Below are 22437 nucleotides of genomic sequence, written 5' to 3' on the forward strand. Positions count from 1 at the left end.
AGCCGCACATGACCGTCGAGCACAACTCGGCAGAGGTACCCGTGGTGATAGTCGGAGCCGGGCCCGTGGGTGTGACCGCCGCCCTCCTGCTCGCCCGGCGTGGAATCCGTACCGTCGTCCTCGAACGCCACCGGGAGGTCTACCCCCTGCCGCGTGCCGTCGCCACCGACGACGAGGTGCGCCGCATTCTCCAAGCCGCGGGAGTCCAGGCGGAGTTCGCCGCCATCGCCCGCCCCGCGCGAGGGCTGCGGCTGCTGGACGCCGGGCACCGGGTGATGGCCGAGTTCCCGCGCGCCGCGCAGGGGGCACACGGCTTCCCGCAGACCAGCATGTTCGACCAGCCGGAGTTGGAGCGCGTGCTGCGCGACGCCCTGGCTCGCACCCCGGAGTGCGAGCTGCGCGGCGGGGTGGAGGTCGTCGGCGTCGAACAGGACGGCGACGGCCCGGTCCGTGTGACCTACCGGGACGACGAGGGCGAACATCTGCTGCGGGCGGACGCCGTCCTCGGCTGCGACGGCGCGGGCGGCCTCACCCGCGACGCCATCGGCGCCGCCTGGGAGGACCTGCACTTCGAGGAACGCTGGACCGTCATCGACGTGCGCACCAGCCTCCCGGTCCGCTGCTGGGAAGGCGTCGACCAGATCTGTGACGCCGAGCGTCCGGCCACGTTCATGCGCATCGGCGAGGACCGCTACCGCTGGGAGTTCCGGCTGCGGGACGACTCGGAACTCGATCACGAGCGGCTGCGTGAGCTGCTCGCCCCGTGGGTGGACCTCGCGCACGGCGCCGACTTCGAGCTGTTGCGGCAGGCGCAGTACACCTTCCGGGCGCGTCTCGCCGACCGCTGGCGCCGAGGTCGCGTCTTCCTCCTCGGCGACGCGGCCCACCTCACCCCGCCCTTCGTCGGACAGGGCCTGTGCGCGGGCCTGCGCGACGCCTACAACCTGACCTGGAAACTGGCCCGGGTCCTGCAACAGGGCGCCGACGAGCGGCTGTTGGACACGTACGAGAGTGAACGCAAGCCCCACGCCCGCCATGTGATCCGCCTCGCGGTCGCCATGGGCTGGGCCATGACGGGCGGCCAGGACGGTGCCGCCGCCCTCCGCCGCGGCGTCCTGGGCGCGGCCGTCCGCATCCCCGGCGTGACCGCGGCCGCCGCCCGTGACCTCAGTCCGGCGCTGACCGCAGGGCCACTCGTACGGCGCCGTGTCCGCCTCGGCGGGCGCGGCCTCGTCGGTGGACGGGGTCTCGTCGGTGGACGGGGTCTCGTCGGCGGGCGCGGTCTCGTCGGCGGCTTCTGCCCCCAGCCGTGGGTGAGCGTCGGCGGGCGGCGCACCCGCCTCGACGAACTGCTCGGCGACTCCTTCGCCGTGCTGACCGCCGTACCGCTCTCCCCCTCGCTGAAGGCCGTCGCGGACGGTCTCGGCGCGCGGATCCTCTCCGTGGCCGGCCTCGGCGACGACGGAAGCCTCGCCGACTGGCTGCGCGCGGGACGGGCCGACGCCGCGCTGCTGCGACCTGACCGGGTCGTGATGGACATCGTCCCGTCCGGCGGCCGCGACTTCACGGGTACAGCCGGCTGGGCGTCCCTGCTGCACACCACACGAAGCCCTTCCCCTTCCCAACAGACCGTTGAGAAGACCCTGTTGAGGAGTTCGACACGATGAACATGCCGCACCCGGCCCCCTTCTTCACGCCCGATCCGGAGGCGGCGGCAACCAGCCGCATCGCGGACTTCACCCGGCGTCAAGGCATCGATGCCGGTGACTACGCCGCCCTGCACCACTGGTCGGTCACCGACCTGGAGGGCTTCTGGCGCGCGGTGTGGGAGTACTTCGACATCGACGCCGACACACCGTACGACCAGGTGCTGGCCGAGGAGACCATGCCCGGCGCCCACTGGTTCCCCGGCGCCACCCTCAACTACGCCCACCACGCCCTGCGCAAACTCGCGGACGAGGAGGTGGCGATCATCGCCCTCGACGAGACCGGCTCCGGGTACGAGGTGACCGGCAAGCGGCTGCGTTCCCAGGTCGCCTCCGTCGCCGCCACCCTGCGCGACCTGGGTGTCGGCAAGGGCGACCGGGTCGTCGGCTACCTCCCCAACACCCCGCACGCGATCGTGGCGTTCCTGGCCGCCGCAAGCCTGGGCGCCGTGTGGTCGGTGTGCGGGCAGGACTACGCCCCCCAGGCCGCCGCCGACCGCTTCGCCCAGCTCGAGCCCACCGTCCTGATCGCGGCCGACGGCTACCTCTTCAACGGCAGCACCCACGACCGCCGCGAGGCCGTCCTCGAACTGGCCTGCGCACTCCCGACGTTGAAGGCGACCCTGCTGGTCGACCACGTGGGACTGCCCTGGCCCTCGCGGAACTACCCGTCGCTGGTGGTCCCGTGGGAGGACGCGTCCACCCGCACCGAACAACTCTCCTGTGCCGCCGTACCGTTCGACCACCCGCTGTGGGTCGTCTTCTCCTCAGGGACGACCGGCCTGCCCAAGGGCATCGTGCACGGCCACGGCGGCGTCCTCCTTGAGCACCTCAAGACCCTCGGCCTGCACTCGGACCTCGGCCCCGGCGACCGCCTCCTCTGGTACACCACCACCCACTGGATGATGTGGAACCTGGTCGCCTCCACGCTGCTCACCGGCGCGACCACCTGCACGTACGAAGGCAGCCCGGCGCCACTCACCCGCCCCGACGTGCTCTGGGAGCTGGCCGCCCGCCACCGTGTCACCGTCTTCGGCACCAGCCCCCAATACCTCCTCGGCATGGCCAAGTTCGGCATCGACCCGTCCGTACACGACCTGTCGTCCGTCCGCGTGGTCGGCTGCACCGGCTCCGCCCTGCCGGCCTCCGCCTACCCCTGGGTCCGCGACCACGTCGGCGAACGCGTCCTGCTCGCCTCGATCAGCGGCGGCACCGACATCGTCTCCGGCTTCGCCGGCAGCGCACCCACGACACCCGCCTGGGCGGGCGAGCTGTCCGCTCCCCACCTGGGCGTGGCCCTGGCCGCGTACGACGCCGAGGGCGTCCCGGTCGTCGACCAGGTCGGCGAGCTGGTCGTCACCCGCCCGATGCCGTCGATGCCGCTGTCCTTCTGGAACGACCCCGACGGCAGCCGCTACCACGACGCCTACTTCTCCACCTACCCCGGCGTCTGGCGGCACGGCGACTGGATCACGTTCACGGGACACGGCTCGGTGATCGTCCAAGGAGGCGATCCGCATCGGCGCCTCCCCCCGCCACGTGCCCGACGAGATCCTCGAAGTCCCCGCCATCCCGCACACCCGCACGGGCAAGAAACTCGAAGTCCCCGTCAAACGCCTCCTGCAGGGCGCTCCGGTGGAGCAGGTAGTCAACCCGGCCGCGGTGGACGCCCCCGGCCTCATCGACTACTACGCCCGCCTGGGGGCCGACCGCCGCGGACGGAGGAGCACGGAGGCCTGAGGCCGGCACGGATCACCGGACGAAGGTGCGGGTACGACGGCTCAGTCGTCGGCCGCGGACTCAGCGGCCACCGTCGGCGCGACAGCCTCGGCCACTGCCCGTGCCCGTTCCTGGGGCACCCCGGCCGCGATGAGTGTGGAAGTGGCGACCCGGACCCCGTCGTCCTCGAGACCCCCGGTGTTGACCGCCTCCAGGAACGCGACCGACATCGCTTCCAGCCCGGCGCTCAGCACGGCGGCCGGCAGATGCGTGTGGAAGACGCCGTCCCGCTGCCCACGCTCCAGAATGGCCGTGGCCTTCTCACGGGCCGGCGCGAGCACCTCGGCCACGCGTTCCGCGCCCAGGTCGCGCTGAGCCAGCGCCAGGAGCAGGCGGTAGCGGTCCCCCACGGGCCACAGCGAGAGCGAGAGGTGCGCGAGCGCCCGCTCGGCAGGCTCCGGTTCCGCGAGCCGCGCACCTGCCAGCGCGCTCCGAAGGGCCTCGGATGCCTCCTCGGCGAGCGCCTCCAGCAACGCCGCTCGCCCCGGAAAGTGGCCGAAGAGAGTACGTCGTACGACACCCGCGGCCTGTGCCAGTTCCTCCAGCGTGACGTCCGGGTTCCGCCCGAGTTCCCGGCGGGCCGTGGCCAGGATGCGCTCCCGATTGGCCCGCGAATTGCGTCGCAATGGCTCGCGGACAACGGGCTTGGCGGCCACGGAAACCTCGATGGATCAGTGCGGGGAGCGGAGGACGGGGCTGGACGAAGGGCGCGGTCATTGTCGCACGGAGCACATGTGTCGGGTTTGGTCAGTCGTCCGGGATGCCAGGGCCGCTGAGGGCGGGGACGGTGATCTCGGGGTGGGCGAGGGAGCGGGCGCCGAGCCGGAACTGGACGAGTTTGTCGATGATGGTCTGGCCTACGGGGGTGTGGCCCCAGACGCTGATGCCCTGGTGGGTGCTGGGCTGCCAGGTGTTCTCGTCGATGACGACGGGGTTCCAGCCCACCTCCCACTCGAAGCCGGAGGGGGTGCGGGCGTAGTAGGAGAGTTCCTTGTCGTTGGTGTGCTGGCCGACCGACAGGGCCATGTCGAAGCCGAGTTCGTGCACGCGCTGGTAGCTGCGGGCGACGTCGTCGAGGGTGGCGGCCTGGATGTTGAGGTGCTGGACGCGGGTGCGGACGGGGTCGACCGGCAGGCCCCGGACGGCGGCGATCGCGATGGAGTGGTGGCGTTCATTGACGCGCAGGAAGCGGATCTTGAGCTTGACGCCGCTGATGGTCTCGTCGATGTAGTCGGTCAGGCGGGCGTCGAAGACGGTGTTGAAGTAGCCGCGGATCTGGGCCGGTCTGGTGGACGTGATCGCGATGTGGCCCATGCCGGAGTCGCCCGTAACGAAGCCGGTGGCAAGCATGGTCAGGGGCTCCGCGGACTTCACCGGGGCGGTGTAGATCTCCTGCGTGATGCCCTTGGGGCCGGGGAAGCGCAGGAGGCGTTCGACACCGCGCAGCGTGGCCTCTTCGGGCGTGCCCTCGACGACGGGGACGCCGTGGGCGCGGATACGGGCCTCGATCCGTTCGAAGGTGGTGTGGTCGTCGATGTGCCAGCCGGTGGCGACGACGTCCTCGGCCGGGCCTCGCCGGAGGAGGAAGCGGCATTCCTGGTCGTCGAGGCGGAAGCGCATCAGGCCGGCGTCGAGGTCGTCACGGTGCATGCCGATGGCGTCGGTGCCGAAGCGGCGCCAGTCGGCGAAGCGGTCGGTCTCGATGACGACGTAACCGAGGTGGACCGAACCGAAGACCGGAGTGTTCATCGACGGCCCGCCAGGAAGTCGGCGCACAGCCGGTTGAAGAGCTCGGCACGTTCGAACTGCACCCAGTGCCCGGTGTTGGCCACCAGGTAGAGGTCGCAGTTGGGCATCCGGTCGGCCAGCATGGCCGCACCGCCGGGCCGGTTGACCCTGTCCTCGGCGCCCCACAGGACCAGGGTCGGCACCGGCAGGCGGGCGAGGCGTGGATCACGGGTGAAGTCCATCTTCCAGAGGGTGCGCAGCGCGTTCGGGCCGGAGGGGCGGCGCAGTGGCGGGGCCGCGACGACCTCGGGGTCGATGCTGGCCTCGTAGCGTGCGTCGATGACCGAGTCCGGTACGTCGGCGGCGTTGAAGACCAGGTGGTTGCGGATGAACTTCTCCAGCTTCAGCCTCGAAGGACCGTCACCGGAGTAGTAGTTGAGCAGGCCGTTGAGGCCAGGCGTGGGCAGGGCACGGGTGGTTCCGATGCCGCCGGGGCCCATGAGGACCATGCGGTCGACCCGGTCGGGGGTGTCCAGGGCCAGGCGCAGGGCGCAGGCACCGCCGTAGGAGTTGCCCACCAAGTGGGCCTTCTCCAGGCCGAGTTGATCGAGCAGACCTCGGATGCTGTCGGCGAGGTACCCGAACGGGTCGGCGGCGCCGACGCCCTTGGTGCTGCGTCCGTAGCCGGGCAGGTCGGGCACGATGACCCGGTACTCCTTCGCCAGCGCGGCGATGTTGCGGGCGTAGTTGGAGACTCCGGAGGCACCGGGGCCGCCGCCGTGCAGGAGCAGCACGGGCGGTCCGTCACCGGTCTCGGCTACGAAGATCTTCTTGCCGGCGACGTCGAGCAACGACTCCCGCATCGACGGCAGTTCGGTGTACGTGGTCATGGTGGTCCTCACTGGGCGGTGGCGGCGGGGGTCGGGTGCGGTGCCGGGGCGAATCCGGCCGGGGGCGGCGGGAGTTGGGCGCCCGAAGGGGCGGCGGCGTAGACGTAGGCGTCCGGGCGCAGGGCGAGTACGGCGGCGCGGTGCTCGGCCATCCAGGCCAGCAGGACGCCGTCGCTGTCGACGACGGTGCCCTCGGCCGGGCGGGACCCGGCGGGCGTGACGGTGAGCGCCGGGAGCCCGAGGCGGTCCCAGGCAAGCTGGGGTGTGGCGGATCCCGCGTGCAGGAGCAGCCAGTTGCCGCCGAGCGCGTCGTCCAGCCGGACCCGTACGCCGTCGGGCCCGGTCACCCACGGCTGGGGCACCTGGCGGCCGGACGCCTTGGTGCGGGGTCGGGCCTGCAGTCCGTCGGCGTAGTGGGCGACGGGTATCCAGCGCGAGTCCTGGAGCCAGTTGCCGAAGCCCGGCACATGGTTCAGGGCACGCAGCGCGGAGTCACGGACCCGGGTGACGGGCAGGCGTCGTTCGGTGATGATCCGCCCGACGAAGGCCGCCCGCTTGGTGATCTCCTTGACGTGGGGCTTGCGCTCGGTCTCGTAGCTGTAGAGCACGGTCTCGGGCAGTTCGCCGCGCAGCACGGAGTCGAGCTTCCAGCACAGGTTGGCCGCGTCACGCACGCCGGCGGCCATGCCCTGGCCGATCCACGGCGGCATGGCGTGGGCGGCGTCACCGGCGAGGAAGACCCTGCCGACCCGGAAGCGGGAGGCGAAGCGCACGTGGTGGCTGTAGACGGTGGCCCGCAGGATCTTGATGTTGTCCCGGCCGATCCCGTACCGGGAGACCAGCCCGTACACGGCGTCGTCGGTGGTCAGATACGTCTCGTCGTCGCCCGGCAGGATCGGGAACTCCCAGCGGTGGTGCCCGAGCGGGGTCGGGCAGTCGACGGCGGGCCGGGCCGGGTCGCAGCGGAAGCGCAGCCGGTCGTGGTCCGGCCACGGCTTCAGCATCTCGGTGTCGATGACCACCCAGCGGTCCTCGTAGGTTCGGCCCTCGTAGCCGATGTTCAGCTGCGCGCGGGTGAGGCTGGAGCCGCCGTCGGCCGCGATCACGTACGAGGCGCGCAGCCGTCGTACGGAGTCGTCGGCACCGGCCACGGTCAGTTCGCACCCGTGGGCGTCCTCGCGCAGCCGCAGGCACTCGTGCCGCAGCAGGATCTCCACGTTCGGGTAGCGGCCGACTCCGTCACGCAGGACCTGTTCCAGCGCGGGCTGATAGATGAACATCTGCGGCGGATGCCCGTGTCCGCGCGGGGTGGGGTGCGCACTGAGGAAGGGTCGGCCGCGCGCGTCGACGAAGTCGAGGGGCCGCTCGGCCAGCATGTCCTGCTTCAGCCGGTCGGCCAGACCGGTGCGCTGCCAGATCCGTAGGACCTCCTCGTCGGTGGAGATCGCGCGGGCGCGGGTGTAGATCTCGGCGTCGCGTTCCACGACGACCACCCGTAGGCCCATCGCCCCCAACAGGTTCGCCGCGGTGACGCCCGTGGGGCCGTATCCGATCACCGCCACGTCATAGGCACTGTCTTCGCGCACCGGGCCACCTCACTGTCGCCGTCGACATGTCTGGTCGTCATGCTTGCTGTAGCGTTTACTGCAATTGGAACGACCGCTACGGTAAGCTCGGCGCAGCAGACGGTCAAGCGCCGGACACGACGGAGGACACCCACATGACCAAGCCGCAGCCGACACGCAGGAAGCGCGCCAACGGCGTGGAATCGCGGCAGCGCATCCTCGACGCCACGGTGGAGATCGCGGGCGAACGCGGTTACGAGGGCACGTCCATCGCGGCGGTCAGCGCCAAGTGCGGGCTGCCGGCCAGCTCGATCTACTGGCACTTCAAGGACAAGGACGACCTGATCGGCGCGGTGATCGAGCGCAGCTTCGAGAGCTGGCTCGCGGCGGTGGAGTTGCCGGGCGAGGAGAGCGGTACGCCGCTGGAGCGGGCCACGAGTATGGCGGCGAACGTGGCCAAGTCACTCGTCGACGCCCCGGACTTCCTGCGCCTCGGGCTGATGCTCGCCCTGGAGCGGCGCCCCACGGAGCCCCGGGGCCGCACGGTGTTCCTCCAGGTCCGCGAGATCGCCAACCAGAAGATCCAGGAAGTCGTCGAGGACCTCTTCCCGGATCTCGACGAGGACTCCGTCCACACCCTCACCACCTACGCCGTCGCCGGGGCCGACGGGCTGTTCGTACAGCGCGAGATCAACGGTGACGCCGTCGACCTGATGGCCCTGTTCGAACTCCACGCCCAGCTGGTCTACGACGCGGCCACCCGCATGGCAGCAAGGAGCAAGGGATGACCCTGACCGAGCGACAACGCGAGGAAGCCGCCCGGCTGCTGCGCGAGGCCGAGCACCACGTGGCACCGGTCGACCCGCTGTCGGCACTGCTGCCCGGCCTGGACCTGGCCGACGCCTACACCGTCCAGCGGGACAACATCGCCCGGCGTCTCGCCGACGGCGCCACCGTCATCGGCCACAAGGTCGGCCTGACCGCGGCCGCGATGCGGCAGCTCCTCGGCGTCGACGAGCCCGACTTCGGCCATCTCCTTGACGACATGGTCCACCGCGACGGCGCAGCGGTCCGCGCGGCGCGCTACTGCGCCCCGCGCATCGAGCCGGAGATCTGCTTCCGCCTCGCCCGGCCCCTCCGCGGTCCCGGCGTCACCATCGCGGACGTGCTGGCCGCCACCGACGCGGTCGCGCCCGCCCTGGAGATCGTCGACAGCCGGATCCGCGACTGGAGAATCACCCTGGTCGACACGGTCGCCGACAACGCCAGCTCGGCGGGGATCGTCTACGGTGCCTGGACGCCGCCGGCCGACGCGCCCGATCTCGCCGCCGTCACCGTCGATCTGGCCGTCGACGGCGAGCACGTCGCGGCGGGCAGCGGTTCGGAGGTCCTGGGCCATCCCGCCGCCGCGGTCGCCTGGCTGGCCAACACCCTCGCTGCCTTCGGCACCGCCCTGGAGCCGGGACACCTGGTGCTGCCCGGCGCCATGACCACCGCCCCCTTCGTCCACGCCGGCCAGAAGATCGAGGCACGCTTCAGCGGCCTCGGGCCGGTGTCGGTGACGTTCGTCTGACCGGCCGCTTTCCCCACCTGCCCGTCTCCGTCTGCCCCGGCATTTCCAGCCCACGCAGCATTTCCGGCCCGTCCGGCGTTTCCAGCCCGTCCGGCGTTTGAGGACAAGGCCCCTTCAGGGCCGAAGCGGGGGCCCGGGGGCGCAGCCCCCAGGGATGGGACGGGCAAGGGCGGCGGGGGCGAAGAAGATCCCACCCGCACCCGCACGCCGACCCGAACCACCCGCCCGAGGAGAACCCCGCATGCCTCCCACCCCCGCCCCCTGGCCGGTCGCCGTCATCGGCTCCGGCAACATCGGTACCGACCTGATGCTCAAGATCCTTCGAGGTTCCGGCGCGCTCACCATGGCTGCGATGGCCGGTATCGACCCCGCCTCCGACGGCCTGGCCCGCGCCCGCCGCCTGGGCATCGCCACCACAGCCGACGGCATCGAAGGACTCCTCGCCCTGCCCCAATTCGCGGACGTCGAGCTGGTCTTCGACGCCACCTCCGCCACTGCCCACCGGGCGAACTGGGCCAAGCTGGAGCCCACCGGCGTTCGAGTCCTCGACCTGACCCCTGCCGCGATCGGTCCTTACTGCGTGCCCGTGGTCAACCTCGACGCCCACCTCGACGCCCCGAACCTGAACATGGTCACCTGCGGCGGCCAGGCCACCGTCCCCATAGCCGCCGCCGTCGCCCAAGTCGCCCCCGTCGCCTACGCGGAGATCGTCTCCTCCATCGCCGCCCGCTCCGCAGGACCCGGCACCCGCGCCAACATCGACGAGTTCACCGAGACCACGTCACGAGCTCTGCGTGAAGTCGCCGGGGCCCGGCGGAGCAAGGCCGTGATCGTCCTCAACCCGGCCGAGCCGCCGCTGCTCATGCGCAACACCGTGTACTGCCTGGTCGACGGCGACTGCGACCACGCCCAGATCGAGAACAGCATCCTGGCCATGGCGGACAAGGTGCGCGCGTACGTGCCGGGTTACCGGCTCAGGCAGAGGGTCCAGTTCGACACGCACGGCCCGGACAACCCCCTGCACATCCCGCAGACGGGCAGGTTCACCGGCACCAAGGTCACCGTGATGCTCGAAGTCACCGGCGCCGCCGACTACTTGCCCGCGTACGCCGGGAACCTCGACATCATGAGCTCCGCGGCCGTCGCCGCCGCGGAGCGCATCGCCCAGCACGCCCTGACCACCGCGGGAGCCGTCCGATGAGCCGCCTCTACATCAGCGACGTGACCCTCCGGGACGGCATGCACGCCGTTCGCCACCAGTACACGGTCGACCAGGCCGTCTCCATAGCCACCGCCCTGGACGCGGCCGGGGTGGACTCCATCGAGGTCGCCCACGGCGACGGCCTGGCCGGCTCCTCCTGCGTGTACGGCTTCGGCGCCCACACCGACCTGGAGTGGATCGAGGCCGTCGCCGGCGCGGTCACCCGCGCGCGGGTCGCCACGCTCCTCCTGCCCGGCATCGGCAGCGTGCACGACCTGCGCGACGCCCACCGCGCAGGAGCCTCCGTCGTACGCGTGGCCACACACTGCACCGAGGCCGACATCTCGGCCCAGCACATCGCCGCCGCGCGGGAGTTGGGCATGGACACCGTCGGCTTCCTGATGATGAGCCACATGGCCGACCCGGCGGACCTCGCGCGGCAGGCGAAACTGATGGAGGGATACGGCGCCACCTGCGTGTACGTCGTCGACTCCGGCGGCGCCCTGACCATGCACGGAGTCGCCGAACGCGTCGACGCCCTGCGCCAGGCCCTCGCCCCGGACACCGAGATCGGTATCCACGCCCATCACAACCTCTCCTTGGGCGTGGCGAACTCGATCACCGCCGTCGAGCACGGCTGCAACCGGGTCGACGCCTCCCTCGCCGGCATGGGCGCCGGCGCGGGCAACGCCCCGCTGGAGGTCTTCGTCGCCGCCGCCGACAAGCTCGGTCTGGCGCACGGCTGCGACCTGTTCGCCCTCCAGGACGCCGCCGACGATCTCGTACGACCGCTGCAGGACCGCCCGGTCCAGGTCGACCGAGAGACCCTCACCCTCGGCTACGCCGGCGTCTATTCCAGCTTCCTCCGCCACGCGGAGGCCGCCTCGGCGCGCTACGGCATCGACGCCCGCAGCCTGCTCGTCGAGGTCGGCCGGCGTGGCATGGTCGGCGGCCAGGAAGACATGATCACGGATGTGGCGCTCGACCTGCTCGCCGCTCGGGCGACCGCGTCATGACCCCTGCGACGGGGCGGGTCGACGTCCACCAGCACATCGTCCCCTCCTTCTACCGCGATCTCCTCGCCAAGGCGGGTATCGCCGAGGCCGGCGGCCGCCAACTGCCCGACTGGAGCGCGGAAGCGGCCCTGGAAGTGATGGATCTGCTCGGCACCACCACGGCGATCGTGTCCGTCTCCACTCCCGGCACCGGCTTCCTCACCGACCCGGCCGAAGCCACCGCGCTGGCTCGTCGGCTCAACGACCACTCCGCGTCCCTGGCCGCCGAACACCCCGGCCGTTTCGGCTACTTCGCCACGCTGCCCATGCCGGATGCCGCCGCCTCCGCGACCGAGGCCAGGCGTGCCCTGGACGTGCTGGGGGCCGACGGGGTCACCCTGCTCGCCAACAACCAAGGCGCCTACCTCGGCGCGGGCGGCCAGGACGAAATGTGGCAGGTCCTCGACGACCGGGACGCCGTAGTGTTCGTCCACCCCGCCGAACTCCCGGCGCCCGCCGTCGAGAACATCCCGCCGTTCGCCGCCGACTTCCTCCTGGACACCACCCGGGCCGCGTATCTCCTCGTCCGCAACGGCATCCTGCGCACGTACCCGAACATCCGGTTCATTCTCAGCCACGCGGGCGGCTTCGTGCCGTACGCCTCCCACCGCATGGCCGTCGCCATCGCGGGCGACACCGGGCGCAGCCCTCTGGACGTGCTGGACGACTTCCGCGGCTTCCACTTCGACACGGCCCTGTCCTCCAGCCCCGCCGCCCTGCCCACGCTGCTCGCCTTCGCCCGCCCCGGGCACGTTCTCTTCGGCAGCGACTGGCCGTTCGCTCCGACCGCTGCCGGCCAGTACTTCACCAGTGGCCTCGACACCGGCGTGGCCCCGGACGCCCTTCAGGCCGTCAACCGCGCCAACGCCGAAGCCCTGTTCCCCCACCTGGCCACCGCTCCCATACTGACTCCGGCCCGTCCGATCGCGGCCCGTCTGCGCCAGTCCGCCCAAAGAACCGGCGCCCGTCTCCTCTTCAAACTCGTCCAACCCGGCACCCGTTGAGTGCCCGGCAAGTGGTCACGCGGCCTCCTGCAAGGTGATCGCGTCGCCCACTCGGACCGTCCCCGCTTCAAGGACGTCCAGGTACACACCGAGGCATGAAAGCCGGCCCAGGTCGAACACCGGTATGCGGTGGTCACGGGCAACCGCACGCATGATGGCGGGGTCGGGCGGCAGTTCGTCATGGCCGAGGGTGGGTACCACGCAGCGAGGCGTGGGCACCACAACCCGGAACAGCGCCTCCCCCACCCGCAGTCGTGACCCCACCCAGGCGTCCTCCGGGAAACCCGGCCCTCCGTGGGTGTCCACGACCAGGTTCGGCCGGAAGCGGCGCGCGTCGAAGTCCCCGGCGGGATGGACGGTTCGCATCCGGGCCAGGGCCGACGTGGTGACGAGGTGGACCCGGCCGAAGTCGAAGAACGTCCCCGGCGCGACGCTGCCGGACGTGATGCTCTCCCCGGTGGCATCGACGGACGCCGACTCCCGCACGGCATCAGGGACACCGCCTTCGTACTCGGGCACGGCGCGCTCCAGCCTGCCGTGCTCCGGTACGGCGGCCGAGACGAACACCTGACGGCCCAGCAGCTTGGACAACTCCACGTCCAGATCAGGGTCTTCGACCGACAGGGCGGTCCCGTCCGGCAACACGACCCGGACCACGCCGGATTCGTCCAGTCGACTCCGGCAGCGCAGCAACGCCCCCCACTTCCGCGGGTGTTTGGCACTGCCCACCGCGTCGGTCTCATCGAGCACGGCGTACACCCGGTCCCCGGAGAGCCCGCCCTCCGTGACCGCCACGGCAATCACGGCCTCACCCAGCATCGACTTCACCGGATACCGGTACAGCGCTGTCACAGTCCCCATAGATCGATTATGGCCGCCGGTCCCGCGGAGCCTCCGCGAACACCTCGGGGAGGTCGTCACGCAGCCGGTGCTTGACCGGGTCGTCGCCCAGGACGAAGGTCCGGCCGAAGTCGGCCTCGTACTCCTCGAAGATCGGCCCGAAGTCCGCGAACACGATGTCGTCCGCGCCGATCACCCGGTCCGCCGGATTCTCGCTGTACGGCATCAGCGTGCTCGGCCCCGAACGCACGATCCGCTCGTGCCAGTGCCGATCCGTGCCGAACAGCTCGTTCGCCAGGTCCCGGATCCGGTCACTGACCGCCCGCTCCCCCTCGCCGGGCGCCACGGGCGCTGGTCCTTCCTACTCGGAGAGCGGACGGCCGCGCGGCCAGATGCCCTCGCGCACCATGCGCGGATCCAGCGGCCGCAGGAGCACCAGGGGCGAGGACCGCACGTGAGAGTCACCGGATGAGCGGTGGGACGCCAGGTGTGCCCTGTAGCGGCTGATGGCCGGTCGACCCGGGCCCAGGGCTGGTGGCCGAGCGGGCGGCGGCCCCGTGCCGACATCGCCATCGTGGTCCTGTGCGGTACGGGGGCCGTCCTGATCGTCTGACCACCCGCGACCGAACAAGAGCGCATCGCAGTCCGCCGTCACCAGCAGGTTGTGGTGCGGGCGGCCGGCGGTATCGTCGCTCGGTCGTCATTGGCGCGTGGACCCGGCAAAGCGGTGAACGGCAGCCTTACGGGCCGCGCCGAGGACACGACCGGAGGCAGCAGTCGCGAACTGACGGCAACCGCAGCAGGCATCGGCAACTCCCGTTTCTGCCTGCGGGTTTCGCACGGTGCGAGGCCGAACGGTCAGGCGATCCCGGTGCCGCGCAGCAGCAGCAACGCCACGTCCACCGCCGCCACAGCGACTGCTGCCGCGAACGCCAACCGCTCCCAGCGGCGTCCCAGCACCGTCCCCGCCGTCGCGATCAGCGCGGTCACCACGAGCACTGCCATTCCCCATCTGCCGGGTGGTCCGGTGGGCCCCAGCACCAGAACCGCGGACGCGGTGACCAGCGGAACCGGCAGCAGCAGCCGCGCGCCGTCCGGGCCCAGCCGGTGCGGCCATCCCCGTACACCCGTCGCCAGATCCCCGCGGATGTCCGGCAGCACATCGCCCAGATGGGCGCCGACTCCCAGTAGCGCCCCGGCGGTGACGACCCACCAGGCCGGCCGCGGATGCCCCGGCAGCCCCAGCGCCACGAATGCCGGGAGCGCGGCGAAACCCACCGCATACGGCGCCCAGGACCATGTTGTCGCCTTGAGCCGCAGGTCGTACGCCCACGCGGCCGCCACCCCGGTCAGGTGGACGGCGCCCGCCCACAGGCCACAGGCGAACGACAGCGGCACGCACAGCGCCAGCGCGGCATACGCGGCGACCCACACCTCCGTCACACCGACCGTGCCGTCGGCCACGGGTTTGCCATGGCGGCCGGCGGCGATGTCCCGGCGCGCGTCGAACGCGTCGTTGCACCAGCCGACGGACAACTGCCCGGTCAGCACGGCGGCGCCGGTCAGCACACAACGCGCGGCGCTCTGACCGGCGGTGACAGCGAGCGCGGCCATCAGTGCGGTGACCGCCACGACGGGCCCGGGGTGGCACGACCCGGCCAGGCCACCCACCCGGCCGGCCCAACTCGCCTCGGGGCCGCCGGTCGTCAACTGCTCGGGTGTGCCCACCAGCCGATCGTAGGCGCCCGGGCCCCCACCCGGCTGGTGCACGCGCCCTCCGGGGCGAACCGCCAGACGGGCGATCCGTGGTGTCGAAGTCCCGGTCCGGGGAACACGTGGGGAGCAACTCACCCCAGTCGGTAACCAGACGGGATCTATATGACGCGGATCGCCGCCGTTCACGGTGCCCTCGCACCGCACCGTCGCACCCAGTCCGAGATCACCGACATGGTGGCCCGCACCTGCCTGCCGGAGGGTACGGACCGCCGGGTCCTGGACCGGCTGCACCGCAGCGCGAAGGTCGGCTCGCGTCACATGACTCTGCCGCTCGAACGGTACGAGGAACTGGACGGATTCGGCGCCTCCAATGATGTCTTCATCGCCGCCGCCACCGACCTGGGCGCCAAGGCCGTCCGGGGCGCACTGCACGCCGCCGATCTGTCCGCGGCCGACGTGGATCTGCTGATCTTCACCTCCGTCACCGGCATCGCCACCCCCTCGATCGACGCACGGCTGGTCGGCCGCCTCGGGCTGCGGCCGGACGTCAAACGACTGCCCCTGTTCGGCCTGGGCTGTGCCGGTGGCGCCGCCGGCCTGTCCCGTATGCACGACTACCTGCTGGGCCGGCCCGACCACGTGGCGGTGCTGCTCTCGGTCGAACTGTGCTCGCTCACCTTCCAGCGCAACGACGCCTCCATGGCCAACCTGGTCGCCACCGGACTGTTCGGCGACGGCGCAGCCGCAGTCGTCGCCTGCGGCGCGGGCCGCCCGGAGCGCCCGGACGAGACCGCCGGCCCGACGATCGTGGACACCCGCAGCCACCTGTATCCGGACACGGGGCGCGTCATGGGCTGGGACATCAAGAGCACCGGCTTCAAGGTCGTCCTCGACCCGCAGGTACCCGATGTGGTGCGCCGTTACCTCGCCGACGACGTCGAGGGGTTTCTCGGCGACCACGGGATCAAGCCGAAGGACGTGACCGCCTGGGTGTGCCACCCCGGCGGACCCAAGGTCCTTCACGCCGTCACCGAAGCCCTCGACCTGCCCGCCGACGCACTCGATGTGACCTGGCGTCACCTGGCCGACGTGGGCAACCTGTCCTCGTCATCGGTGCTCCACGTACTGCGCGACACCCTGGCCGAACGCCGCCCGCCACCGGGCACACCGGGCCTGCTGCTGGCGATGGGCCCCGGCTTCGCCTGCGAACTCGTCCTGCTGCGCTGGTAGTTCAGACCGCCGAAGGACCATCGAAGGACCATCGAAGGACACAGGACACATGATCTGGTACGGACTGCTGGTGGCCGCCGTCGCCGGCGAGCGCCTCGCCGAACTCGTCGTCGCCCGCCGCAACGAACGGTGGAGCACCGCCCGCGGCGCGACCGAGACCGGGCAGGGCCACTACTCGGCGATGGTCGCCCTCCACACCGGCCTGCTGATCGCCTGCCCGGCCGAGGTGTGGCTGGCCGACCGGCCCTTCGTCCCCGCCGTGGCCTGGCCGATGCTCACCGTGCTGGTGGCCGCCCAGGCGCTGCGGTGGTGGTGCATCCGCACCCTGGGACCCCGTTGGAACACCCGGGTGATCGTCGTACCCGGCCTGCCGCTGGTGACGGGCGGCCCCTACCGGTGGCGGTGGCTGCGGCATCCGAACTATGTGGCCGTCGTCGCCGAGGGCGTGGCCCTGCCACTGGTCCACACGGCCTGGGTCACCGCGGTCGCGTTCACAGCACTCAACGCCGTCCTGCTCACCGTGCGCATCCGCTGTGAGAACCGGGCGCTGGCCGCCGCGGCCACACCGACCGCACCCGCTCCGGCGTGATCGACGTACTGGTGGCCGGCGGCGGACCCGCCGGTCTGGCCGCCGCCATCCACGCCGCGCTCGCCGGCCTGGAAGCCGTCGTCGTCGAACCTCGAACCGGCCCCGTGGACAAGGCCTGCGGAGAAGGCGTCATGCCCGGCGGAGTGTCCGCGCTGCGAGCACTGGGCGTCGAGGTCACCGGCCGCGAACTGCGCGGCATCCGCTACGTGGACGGCACCACCCGTGCCGAAGCGTCCTTCCGCGGCAGCAACGGGCTGGGAGTCCGCCGTACGACGCTGCACTCCGCACTGCACCAGCGCGCTGTCGACGTCGGCGTGCGGATGCTGCCGGGCAAGGTCGGCGAGGTGCGCCAGAGCGCGGACACGGTCACCGCCGCGGGCACCACGGCCCGTTGGCTGATCGCCGCCGACGGCCTGCACTCTCCGGTGCGCCGCGGTCTGGGGCTGGAACTGCCGGGCCGCCCCCACGGCCGCTACGGCCTACGCCGGCATTACCGCGTCGAGCCGTGGACGGACTTCGTGGAGGTCCACTGGTCCGCGCACGGCGAGGCCTATGTGACACCGGTCGGCGACGACCTGGTGGGCATCGCGGTCCTCAGCCGCAGCCGTCGCGGATACGACGAGCACCTGGCCGGCTTCCCTGACCTCGTGGCGTCGCTGCGCGGCCCGGCCGCGACGGAGGTACGCGGCGCCGGACCACTGCGACAGCGGGTGAAGCGCAGAACCGCCGGCCGTGTCCTGCTCGTCGGCGACGCCGCGGGCTACCTGGACGCCCTCACCGGTGAGGGCATCGCCCTCTCGCTGGCGACAGCCGGAGCGGCCGTCCGCTGCCTGGCCGCCGGGCGACCAGCCGAGTACGAGCACGCCTGGGCCCGGCTGACCAGGCGCCACCGTCTGCTGACCGGAGCCCTGCTGGCCGCGAGCCACCGCCCTGGCACCGCCCGCCTCATCGTCCCCGCAGCGTCCCGGATGCCCCCGGTGTTCTCGGCCGCGGTCCGCGCACTGCAGTAGGGACCCGGCCCTCTTTCACACGCCGCGCTGTGGATGCACAGCCCCATGCCCACACAACAAACAAATGGGAAACCAACCGGCCCCCGGGGACACCGTCGACGCCCTCCTCCGCCTTGCAGCCGGACGCTCCCCCACGCTCGAACAACCTCGCGCGGGGGACCCCCATTCGCCCCGCTCACCTTCGTCCATTCGGCGCCGCAGCTATTCTCCGACCTGATCCGCCGGACAGGCCCTGGCCTGCCTCGGTACAGAGAGCCCTGGCGCGCCGGTCCTCGCCAGCCTCTCGGCCCGCCCCGGCCACCTCCCCGTCGGATCAGACCGTGAACTCCCGGATCACCACGTTCCGGAACACCGCCTGCCCGTCGATCGTGAACAGCGCCAGTGCGGTGTCGGACGGGTCGGGGAAGGCCTCGGTCGAGTGCACGTACCGGCCGTCGCCGACGAACATCTCGACGGACGTGCGGTCGACGAGGATCCGCAGGCGGACCGTGCCGGCGGACAGGTCGAACGGCGTGCGGCTCTCCTGCCAGCGGCCGGAGGTGTCGGGGCTCACGGTGTAACCGCGGTTGACGAAGGCGTAGTCGCCGTAGACCCCCGCGTCGATGTGCCGCCCACCGTCCGAGGACCGCCGCAACTGGAGGCCGGCGCCCAGCAGTTGGTCCCAGGTGATCTCACAGGTCAGTTCGTACGCGGTACCCGTGTAGTCGAGCGTTCGTGTGCCGTCGACCACGATGTCGCCGAGGTCCACCGTGCGCGACACATGGTCGTCCAGGGCCGCCACCGGCTGGGACGCCAGGTAATACGTACCCGACGCGTACTTCAGTCGTACCTCGCGGACGATCGAGTCGGTGCCGTTGAAGCCGTCGCACTCGATGGTGGGCGTGGTGTTCGCGTAGTCCCAGTGGTTCATCCAGCCGATCGCATACCGCGCGTCAGAGTCCAGGACCCCGCTCGCGTCACGTTTATCGAAGGTGACCGCCGCGTACCAGTCCCAGCCGTGGTCCAGCCACTGGGGATCGGACGCGTCGGCGGTGAAGGTCGTACCGTCGAAGGAACCCGTCCAGTACGCGAACGTGCTCGGCAGCCCGGAGCCCTTGCCGTTGGCGCTGACGCCCAGCACCCATTTCCAGGTCCCATCGTCCGCCCTGATCCGGAACAGGTCGGGGCACTCCAGGACGCCGATGCCGCCCTTGATGAAGCCGCCGACGTACGTCCACGCCTTGAGGTCGGCGGAGTGGTAGAAGCCGACTTTGTCGTTCTCGGCGAGCAGCATCACCCACCGCCCGCGCTCCTCGTCCCGGATCACCTTGGGGTCGCGGAAGTCCCGTACGCCGGGGTTGGGGAGGACCGGGGCGGTGCCGTGGTTCGTGAAGGTGCGGCCGTCGTCAGTCGAGTAGTACAGGTACTGGGCCTGGGTGACATCGTCGGGCGCCATGGTGGCGATGACGATCACCGCGCCCGCGCCGAAGCCCGCCGTGTCGTCCGTGTCGACCACCGCCGAGCCGGACCAGACATCGCCGTTGGGGGTCGTGTCCTTCGGCACGGCGATGCCCCGGTCGGTGAAGGAGACGAGGTCGGTGCTGGTGGCCAGGCGCCAGGCGGTGCCGGCCGAGGTGCCGCCCGTCGAGTAGTCGGGGTTGTAGAGGTAGTAGTAGTGGTACTCGCCGTCGATCCAGATGGGGCGCTGCGGGTCGTTCATCCACTGGTCGGGGACCGTGAAGTGGTACTCGGCGCGGTAGCTGCCCGTGCACGCGGCCGTCGCCTCGCGGGGCACCGCCACCGCCGGTCTCACGAGGTCCGGCAGCAGAACACCGGCGGCGCCGGCGGCCGAGGCCGTCAGCAGCAACCGCCTGGACAGTGTCTCCCCCGGGCCGAGCGAACTCCTCTTCATGCCACGCATCGTGCGGCTCCCTTCCCCGACGTCGTCGTCGGGACACGGCTCATGTGGTCCGGAACCGTATACCTAACTCGTTAAAGGTCAAGCCCTCACGCAAGCCCTCACGTACCGACCGTTCCCGTAACTTCCCATCCGCGCACATCCCTTGACAGAGCCGCAGCGGGGTTCCCATCATCATGGAATCCAACTTCGGCTAACACGAGTTAGGCTCGCCGATGACCGACTCGCTCCTCTCCCGACGGGCCCTGCTGCGCTACGGCGCGTACGGCGCCGGAGCCGCCGCTCTCGCCGGGGTCGCGGCCGGCTGGGACCGCCTCACCGCCGCCGACATCCCCGGCCGCGACGACGGCTCGCTCGTCATCGCCACCCTGGGCTCCGCCTTCAACCCCGAGGCGCAGCGCGCCCTGCACGACGGATTCCACGAGGTCCACCCCGACATCAGGATCCGCATCAACCCCGTACAGGCCTACGACTGGTCGGACTTCTTCTCCAAGATCCTCACCCAGATCGCCGCGGGCACGGCACCCGACCTCGTGTACGTCGCCACCGAGGGCGTGCAGCTCTTCGCCCAGCGGCTCGGCGTACCGCTGGACAGGTGGGCGAAGCGGGACGCGGCCGAGCTGCGCACGTACTTCGCCGACGTCCATCCCTCGCTGGTCGAGTCGATGATGTACGAGGGGAGCCTCTACCAGCTGCCGGTCGAGTTCAACGCGGCCGACATGTACCTCAACAGCCGGGTCCTCGAACGCGCGGGCGCCGACCTCCCCGACGACGACTGGACCCACGACGACTTCACCACGCTGCTGCGAGCGATGAAACGCAGCAACGGCGACGGGTTCACCCCGTACTTCTGGACCAACCGGCTGTGGGGCGGAGTGGTCCCCTGGCTCTTCGCCAACGACACCAACCTCCTCACCGAGTCCAAGGCCCCCGGCGGCGACTGGCTCTGGAACTCCTTCTATCCCGAGGCACAGCGGCGCGGCCGGGGCGGCGGCTACCGGTGGACGACACCCCTGGCCGACTCCGACCGCGTCGCAGAGGTCTACGACTACCTCTCCTCCCTCGTCCAGGAGGACCTGTGCACCCGGCCGGAGGGCGGCGACGGCCGCAACCTGGTCGGCGTCTTCTCCACCGGCCGCGTCGGTGCCACGCCCGCGGGCGGCTTCTGGGCGGGCGGCCTGCATGAGGCGGGCATGAAACCGGCCGACTACGACGTGCGGTACTTCCCGCGCTGGCGTACCCGGCGTCACCAGTTCGGCGCCGCCGGGTACGCGATGCTGCGCACGTCGAAGTTGCGGGACGAGGCCTGGGAGTTCATCAAGTACACCGCCCGCAAGGACGTGATGACCCAGCTCTTCGCGGCCAACCAGACCACTCCGGCCCGCCGCTCCATGGTCGACGAGGCCCGCTACCGGGAGACAGGACCGGCCCACTGGCAGGTCTTCTACGACACCCTCGACAAGATCCCCACCACCGGCCCGATCCCGGCCCCGCCGCAGGTCAACGAGGTCGAGCAGCTGCTGATCAAGCACACCGGAACCGCCCTCGCGAGCCCCGGCGCGGTGCGTCCCGCGCTGCGCCGGCTGCAGGGGGACCTGGAAAAGGCCATGGAGCGTGAAGTGTGACGAACACCGAGATCAGGCCCGTGGGGCCGGAGCCCGCCCGCACCCGCAGGAGCCGCAGGAACCGCGGGACCGGTCGGACCCGTAAGGCATCCGAGTCCACGGCCGCCACCACCATCCGCACCCGGGGCACCCGCCTCCTCGCCGTACTGTTCCTCGCGCCCACCGTCGTCGGCATCGTCGTCTTCACGGTCGTACCGATCGTCGGCTCGGTCGTCCTCAGCTTCTTCCAGTGGGACGTGATCGACGACCCGCGGTGGACCGGAGCGGCCAACTACCGGGAGATCCTGACCGATTCGACGGTCCTCGTCTCCTTCCGCAACACGCTCGTCTTCATGGTGCTCGCGGTCGCACTCCAGTTGCTGATCGCGCTCGTGCTGGCGATCGCGGTGAACGGCCGGATGCCCAAGTGGCTGCGGTCCGTGTTCCGTTCGGCGTTCTTCTTCCCGCTGGTGCTGTCCGCCGCGTCCATCTCGGTGGTGATGAAGTACCTGTTCAACCAGGACTTCGGCCCCGTGAACTGGCTGCTCGGCACGGTCGGTATCCCCTCGGTCCCCTGGCTGACCTCGGAGAACGGGGCGATGGCGGCCGTGGTCCTGGCGTACGTCTGGCAGCAGTTCGGCTTCTCGTTCCTGCTGTTCGTCGGCGGCCTGAACAACATCCCGCAAGAGGTGCACGAGGCGGCTTCGCTGGACGGCGCGAGCGGGGTGCGCAAACACCTCGCCATCACCCTGCCGCTGCTCTCGCCCACGCTCCTTGTGGCGTCCGTGGTCGGCATCATCAACGCCCTCCAGGTCTTCGAGCAGCCGTACGTCCTCACGGCGGGCGGTCCCGGCGACTCGACGCGCACGGTCGTGATGGTCATCTACGAGACGGCCTTCGAGCAGCTCCGCTTCGGCGAGGCGTCCGCCGTGGGCGTCCTGCTCTTCGCCCTGATCATGGCGGTCACCGCACTCCAGTTCCGGCTCAGCCGGCGTTACGTCCACTACCAGTGAGCCGGGTGAGTCAGATGAGTACGAGTTCCCTCTCGGG

18 protein-coding genes and 2 pseudogenes are annotated in these 22437 nt (G+C 71.0%); 12 read left to right on the top strand and 8 right to left on the bottom strand.

Translation table 11 applies throughout. From position 1 onward, the window contains the following. Positions 1-8 precede the first annotated feature (8 nt). Complete coding sequence (locus tag OG246_RS33735; protein ID WP_266472163.1) at positions 9-1667, top strand: bifunctional 3-(3-hydroxy-phenyl)propionate/3-hydroxycinnamic acid hydroxylase; 1659 nt, start codon at positions 9-11, stop codon at positions 1665-1667. Then, positions 1664-3446 (top strand): annotated as a pseudogene (locus OG246_RS33740) (acetoacetate--CoA ligase). The gene OG246_RS33735 and the pseudogene OG246_RS33740 overlap by 4 nt, the downstream one beginning before the upstream one ends. Before the next feature lie 41 nt (positions 3447-3487). On the opposite strand, the gene OG246_RS33745 reads toward OG246_RS33740, so the two are convergent. From OG246_RS33745 to OG246_RS33760, 4 genes are all read right to left on the bottom strand, one after another. Then, on the bottom strand, positions 3488-4141 hold the full coding sequence (locus OG246_RS33745) for a TetR/AcrR family transcriptional regulator (RefSeq protein WP_266472165.1): 654 nt from the start codon (positions 4139-4141) through the stop codon (positions 3488-3490). Between the two features lie 91 nt (positions 4142-4232). Continuing rightward, positions 4233-5234: a VOC family protein gene (locus OG246_RS33750; protein WP_266472168.1), complete on the bottom strand. Its 1002-nt coding sequence runs from the start codon at positions 5232-5234 to the stop codon at positions 4233-4235. Then, positions 5231-6103, bottom strand: a complete 873-nt coding sequence (locus OG246_RS33755) for an alpha/beta fold hydrolase (RefSeq protein ID WP_266472169.1) — start codon at positions 6101-6103, stop codon at positions 5231-5233. Before OG246_RS33755 ends, OG246_RS33750 begins: the two co-directional genes overlap by 4 nt. Positions 6104-6111: 8 nt before the next feature. Further along, positions 6112-7689, bottom strand: a complete 1578-nt coding sequence (locus OG246_RS33760) for a bifunctional 3-(3-hydroxy-phenyl)propionate/3-hydroxycinnamic acid hydroxylase (protein WP_266472171.1) — start codon at positions 7687-7689, stop codon at positions 6112-6114. 134 nt (positions 7690-7823) lie between these two features. Here OG246_RS33760 and OG246_RS33765 point away from each other — a divergent pair, with 134 nt between their 5' ends. From OG246_RS33765 to OG246_RS33785, 5 genes are all read left to right on the top strand, one after another. Next, the gene (locus OG246_RS33765; protein WP_266472173.1) at positions 7824-8456 is read left to right on the top strand and encodes a TetR/AcrR family transcriptional regulator; all 633 of its coding nucleotides are present in this window, start codon (positions 7824-7826) and stop codon (positions 8454-8456) included. Then, positions 8453-9241 (top strand): 2-keto-4-pentenoate hydratase, encoded by a 789-nt coding sequence (locus OG246_RS33770; protein WP_266472175.1) that lies wholly within the window; start codon positions 8453-8455, stop codon positions 9239-9241. Before OG246_RS33765 ends, OG246_RS33770 begins: the two co-directional genes overlap by 4 nt. A 241-nt stretch (positions 9242-9482) precedes the next feature. After that, entirely contained in the window at positions 9483-10442 is a 960-nt protein-coding gene (locus OG246_RS33775; protein ID WP_266472177.1) for an acetaldehyde dehydrogenase (acetylating), read from the top strand. Then, a complete protein-coding gene (dmpG, locus tag OG246_RS33780; RefSeq protein WP_266472178.1) occupies positions 10439-11458 on the top strand; it encodes a 4-hydroxy-2-oxovalerate aldolase in 1020 nt (339 codons plus the stop codon). The genes OG246_RS33775 and dmpG overlap by 4 nt, the downstream gene beginning before the upstream one ends. Continuing rightward, positions 11455-12501, top strand: coding sequence for an amidohydrolase family protein (locus OG246_RS33785; RefSeq protein ID WP_266472179.1), 1047 nt, complete (start codon positions 11455-11457; stop codon positions 12499-12501). The genes dmpG and OG246_RS33785 overlap by 4 nt, the downstream gene beginning before the upstream one ends. Positions 12502-12516: 15 nt before the next feature. Here OG246_RS33785 and OG246_RS33790 read toward each other — a convergent pair whose 3' ends face one another. The 3 genes and pseudogenes from OG246_RS33790 to OG246_RS33800 all read right to left on the bottom strand — a co-directional run bounded on the left by OG246_RS33790 (position 12517) and on the right by OG246_RS33800 (position 15069). Further along, positions 12517-13362 (bottom strand): MOSC domain-containing protein, encoded by an 846-nt coding sequence (locus OG246_RS33790; protein WP_266472180.1) that lies wholly within the window; start codon positions 13360-13362, stop codon positions 12517-12519. Between the two features lie 34 nt (positions 13363-13396). Next, positions 13397-13687: pseudogene (locus tag OG246_RS33795) on the bottom strand (M24 family metallopeptidase); the annotation flags it as partial. Between the two features lie 512 nt (positions 13688-14199). After that, positions 14200-15069: a UbiA family prenyltransferase gene (locus OG246_RS33800; protein ID WP_266472182.1), complete on the bottom strand. Its 870-nt coding sequence runs from the start codon at positions 15067-15069 to the stop codon at positions 14200-14202. Positions 15070-15219: 150 nt separating this feature from the next. Between OG246_RS33800 and OG246_RS33805 the strand changes: the two genes are divergently transcribed. From OG246_RS33805 to OG246_RS33815, 3 genes are read left to right on the top strand one after another with little or no spacing between them, the layout of a single operon-like run. After that, positions 15220-16287: a type III polyketide synthase gene (locus tag OG246_RS33805; RefSeq protein ID WP_266472183.1), complete on the top strand. Its 1068-nt coding sequence runs from the start codon at positions 15220-15222 to the stop codon at positions 16285-16287. A 49-nt stretch (positions 16288-16336) separates the two neighbouring features. Continuing rightward, complete coding sequence (locus tag OG246_RS33810) at positions 16337-16876, top strand: isoprenylcysteine carboxyl methyltransferase family protein (protein ID WP_266472184.1); 540 nt, start codon at positions 16337-16339, stop codon at positions 16874-16876. Then, positions 16873-17886 (top strand): NAD(P)/FAD-dependent oxidoreductase, encoded by a 1014-nt coding sequence (locus OG246_RS33815; protein ID WP_266472186.1) that lies wholly within the window; start codon positions 16873-16875, stop codon positions 17884-17886. Before OG246_RS33810 ends, OG246_RS33815 begins: the two co-directional genes overlap by 4 nt. A 313-nt stretch (positions 17887-18199) precedes the next feature. Here OG246_RS33815 and OG246_RS33820 read toward each other — a convergent pair whose 3' ends face one another. Continuing rightward, entirely contained in the window at positions 18200-19777 is a 1578-nt protein-coding gene (locus OG246_RS33820) for a glycoside hydrolase family 32 protein (RefSeq protein WP_266472188.1), read from the bottom strand. A 221-nt stretch (positions 19778-19998) separates the two neighbouring features. Between OG246_RS33820 and OG246_RS33825 the strand changes: the two genes are divergently transcribed. Both OG246_RS33825 and OG246_RS33830 read left to right on the top strand, forming a co-directional pair. After that, entirely contained in the window at positions 19999-21408 is a 1410-nt protein-coding gene (locus tag OG246_RS33825; protein WP_266472189.1) for an extracellular solute-binding protein, read from the top strand. Further along, positions 21405-22400 (top strand): carbohydrate ABC transporter permease, encoded by a 996-nt coding sequence (locus OG246_RS33830; RefSeq protein ID WP_266472190.1) that lies wholly within the window; start codon positions 21405-21407, stop codon positions 22398-22400. Before OG246_RS33825 ends, OG246_RS33830 begins: the two co-directional genes overlap by 4 nt. Positions 22401-22437: the final 37 nt, after the last annotated feature.

It is taken from the genome of Streptomyces sp. NBC_00620 (assembly GCF_026341825.1).
In the GTDB taxonomy this organism is placed as follows: Bacteria; Actinomycetota; Actinomycetes; order Streptomycetales; family Streptomycetaceae; genus Streptomyces.

Coding starts and splice junctions, on each gene's coding strand:
- OG246_RS33735 (WP_266472163.1), top strand. CDS start 9: ATGACCGTCGAGCACAACTCGGCAGAGGTACCCGTGGTGATAGTCGGA.
- OG246_RS33750 (WP_266472168.1), bottom strand. CDS start 5,234: ATGAACACTCCGGTCTTCGGTTCGGTCCACCTCGGTTACGTCGTCATC.
- OG246_RS33755 (WP_266472169.1), bottom strand. CDS start 6,103: ATGACCACGTACACCGAACTGCCGTCGATGCGGGAGTCGTTGCTCGAC.
- OG246_RS33765 (WP_266472173.1), top strand. CDS start 7,824: ATGACCAAGCCGCAGCCGACACGCAGGAAGCGCGCCAACGGCGTGGAA.
- OG246_RS33770 (WP_266472175.1), top strand. CDS start 8,453: ATGACCCTGACCGAGCGACAACGCGAGGAAGCCGCCCGGCTGCTGCGC.
- OG246_RS33775 (WP_266472177.1), top strand. CDS start 9,483: ATGCCTCCCACCCCCGCCCCCTGGCCGGTCGCCGTCATCGGCTCCGGC.
- dmpG (WP_266472178.1), top strand. CDS start 10,439: ATGAGCCGCCTCTACATCAGCGACGTGACCCTCCGGGACGGCATGCAC.
- OG246_RS33785 (WP_266472179.1), top strand. CDS start 11,455: ATGACCCCTGCGACGGGGCGGGTCGACGTCCACCAGCACATCGTCCCC.
- OG246_RS33790 (WP_266472180.1), bottom strand. CDS start 13,362: ATGGGGACTGTGACAGCGCTGTACCGGTATCCGGTGAAGTCGATGCTG.
- OG246_RS33805 (WP_266472183.1), top strand. CDS start 15,220: ATGACGCGGATCGCCGCCGTTCACGGTGCCCTCGCACCGCACCGTCGC.
- OG246_RS33810 (WP_266472184.1), top strand. CDS start 16,337: ATGATCTGGTACGGACTGCTGGTGGCCGCCGTCGCCGGCGAGCGCCTC.
- OG246_RS33820 (WP_266472188.1), bottom strand. CDS start 19,777: ATGAAGAGGAGTTCGCTCGGCCCGGGGGAGACACTGTCCAGGCGGTTG.
- OG246_RS33825 (WP_266472189.1), top strand. CDS start 19,999: ATGACCGACTCGCTCCTCTCCCGACGGGCCCTGCTGCGCTACGGCGCG.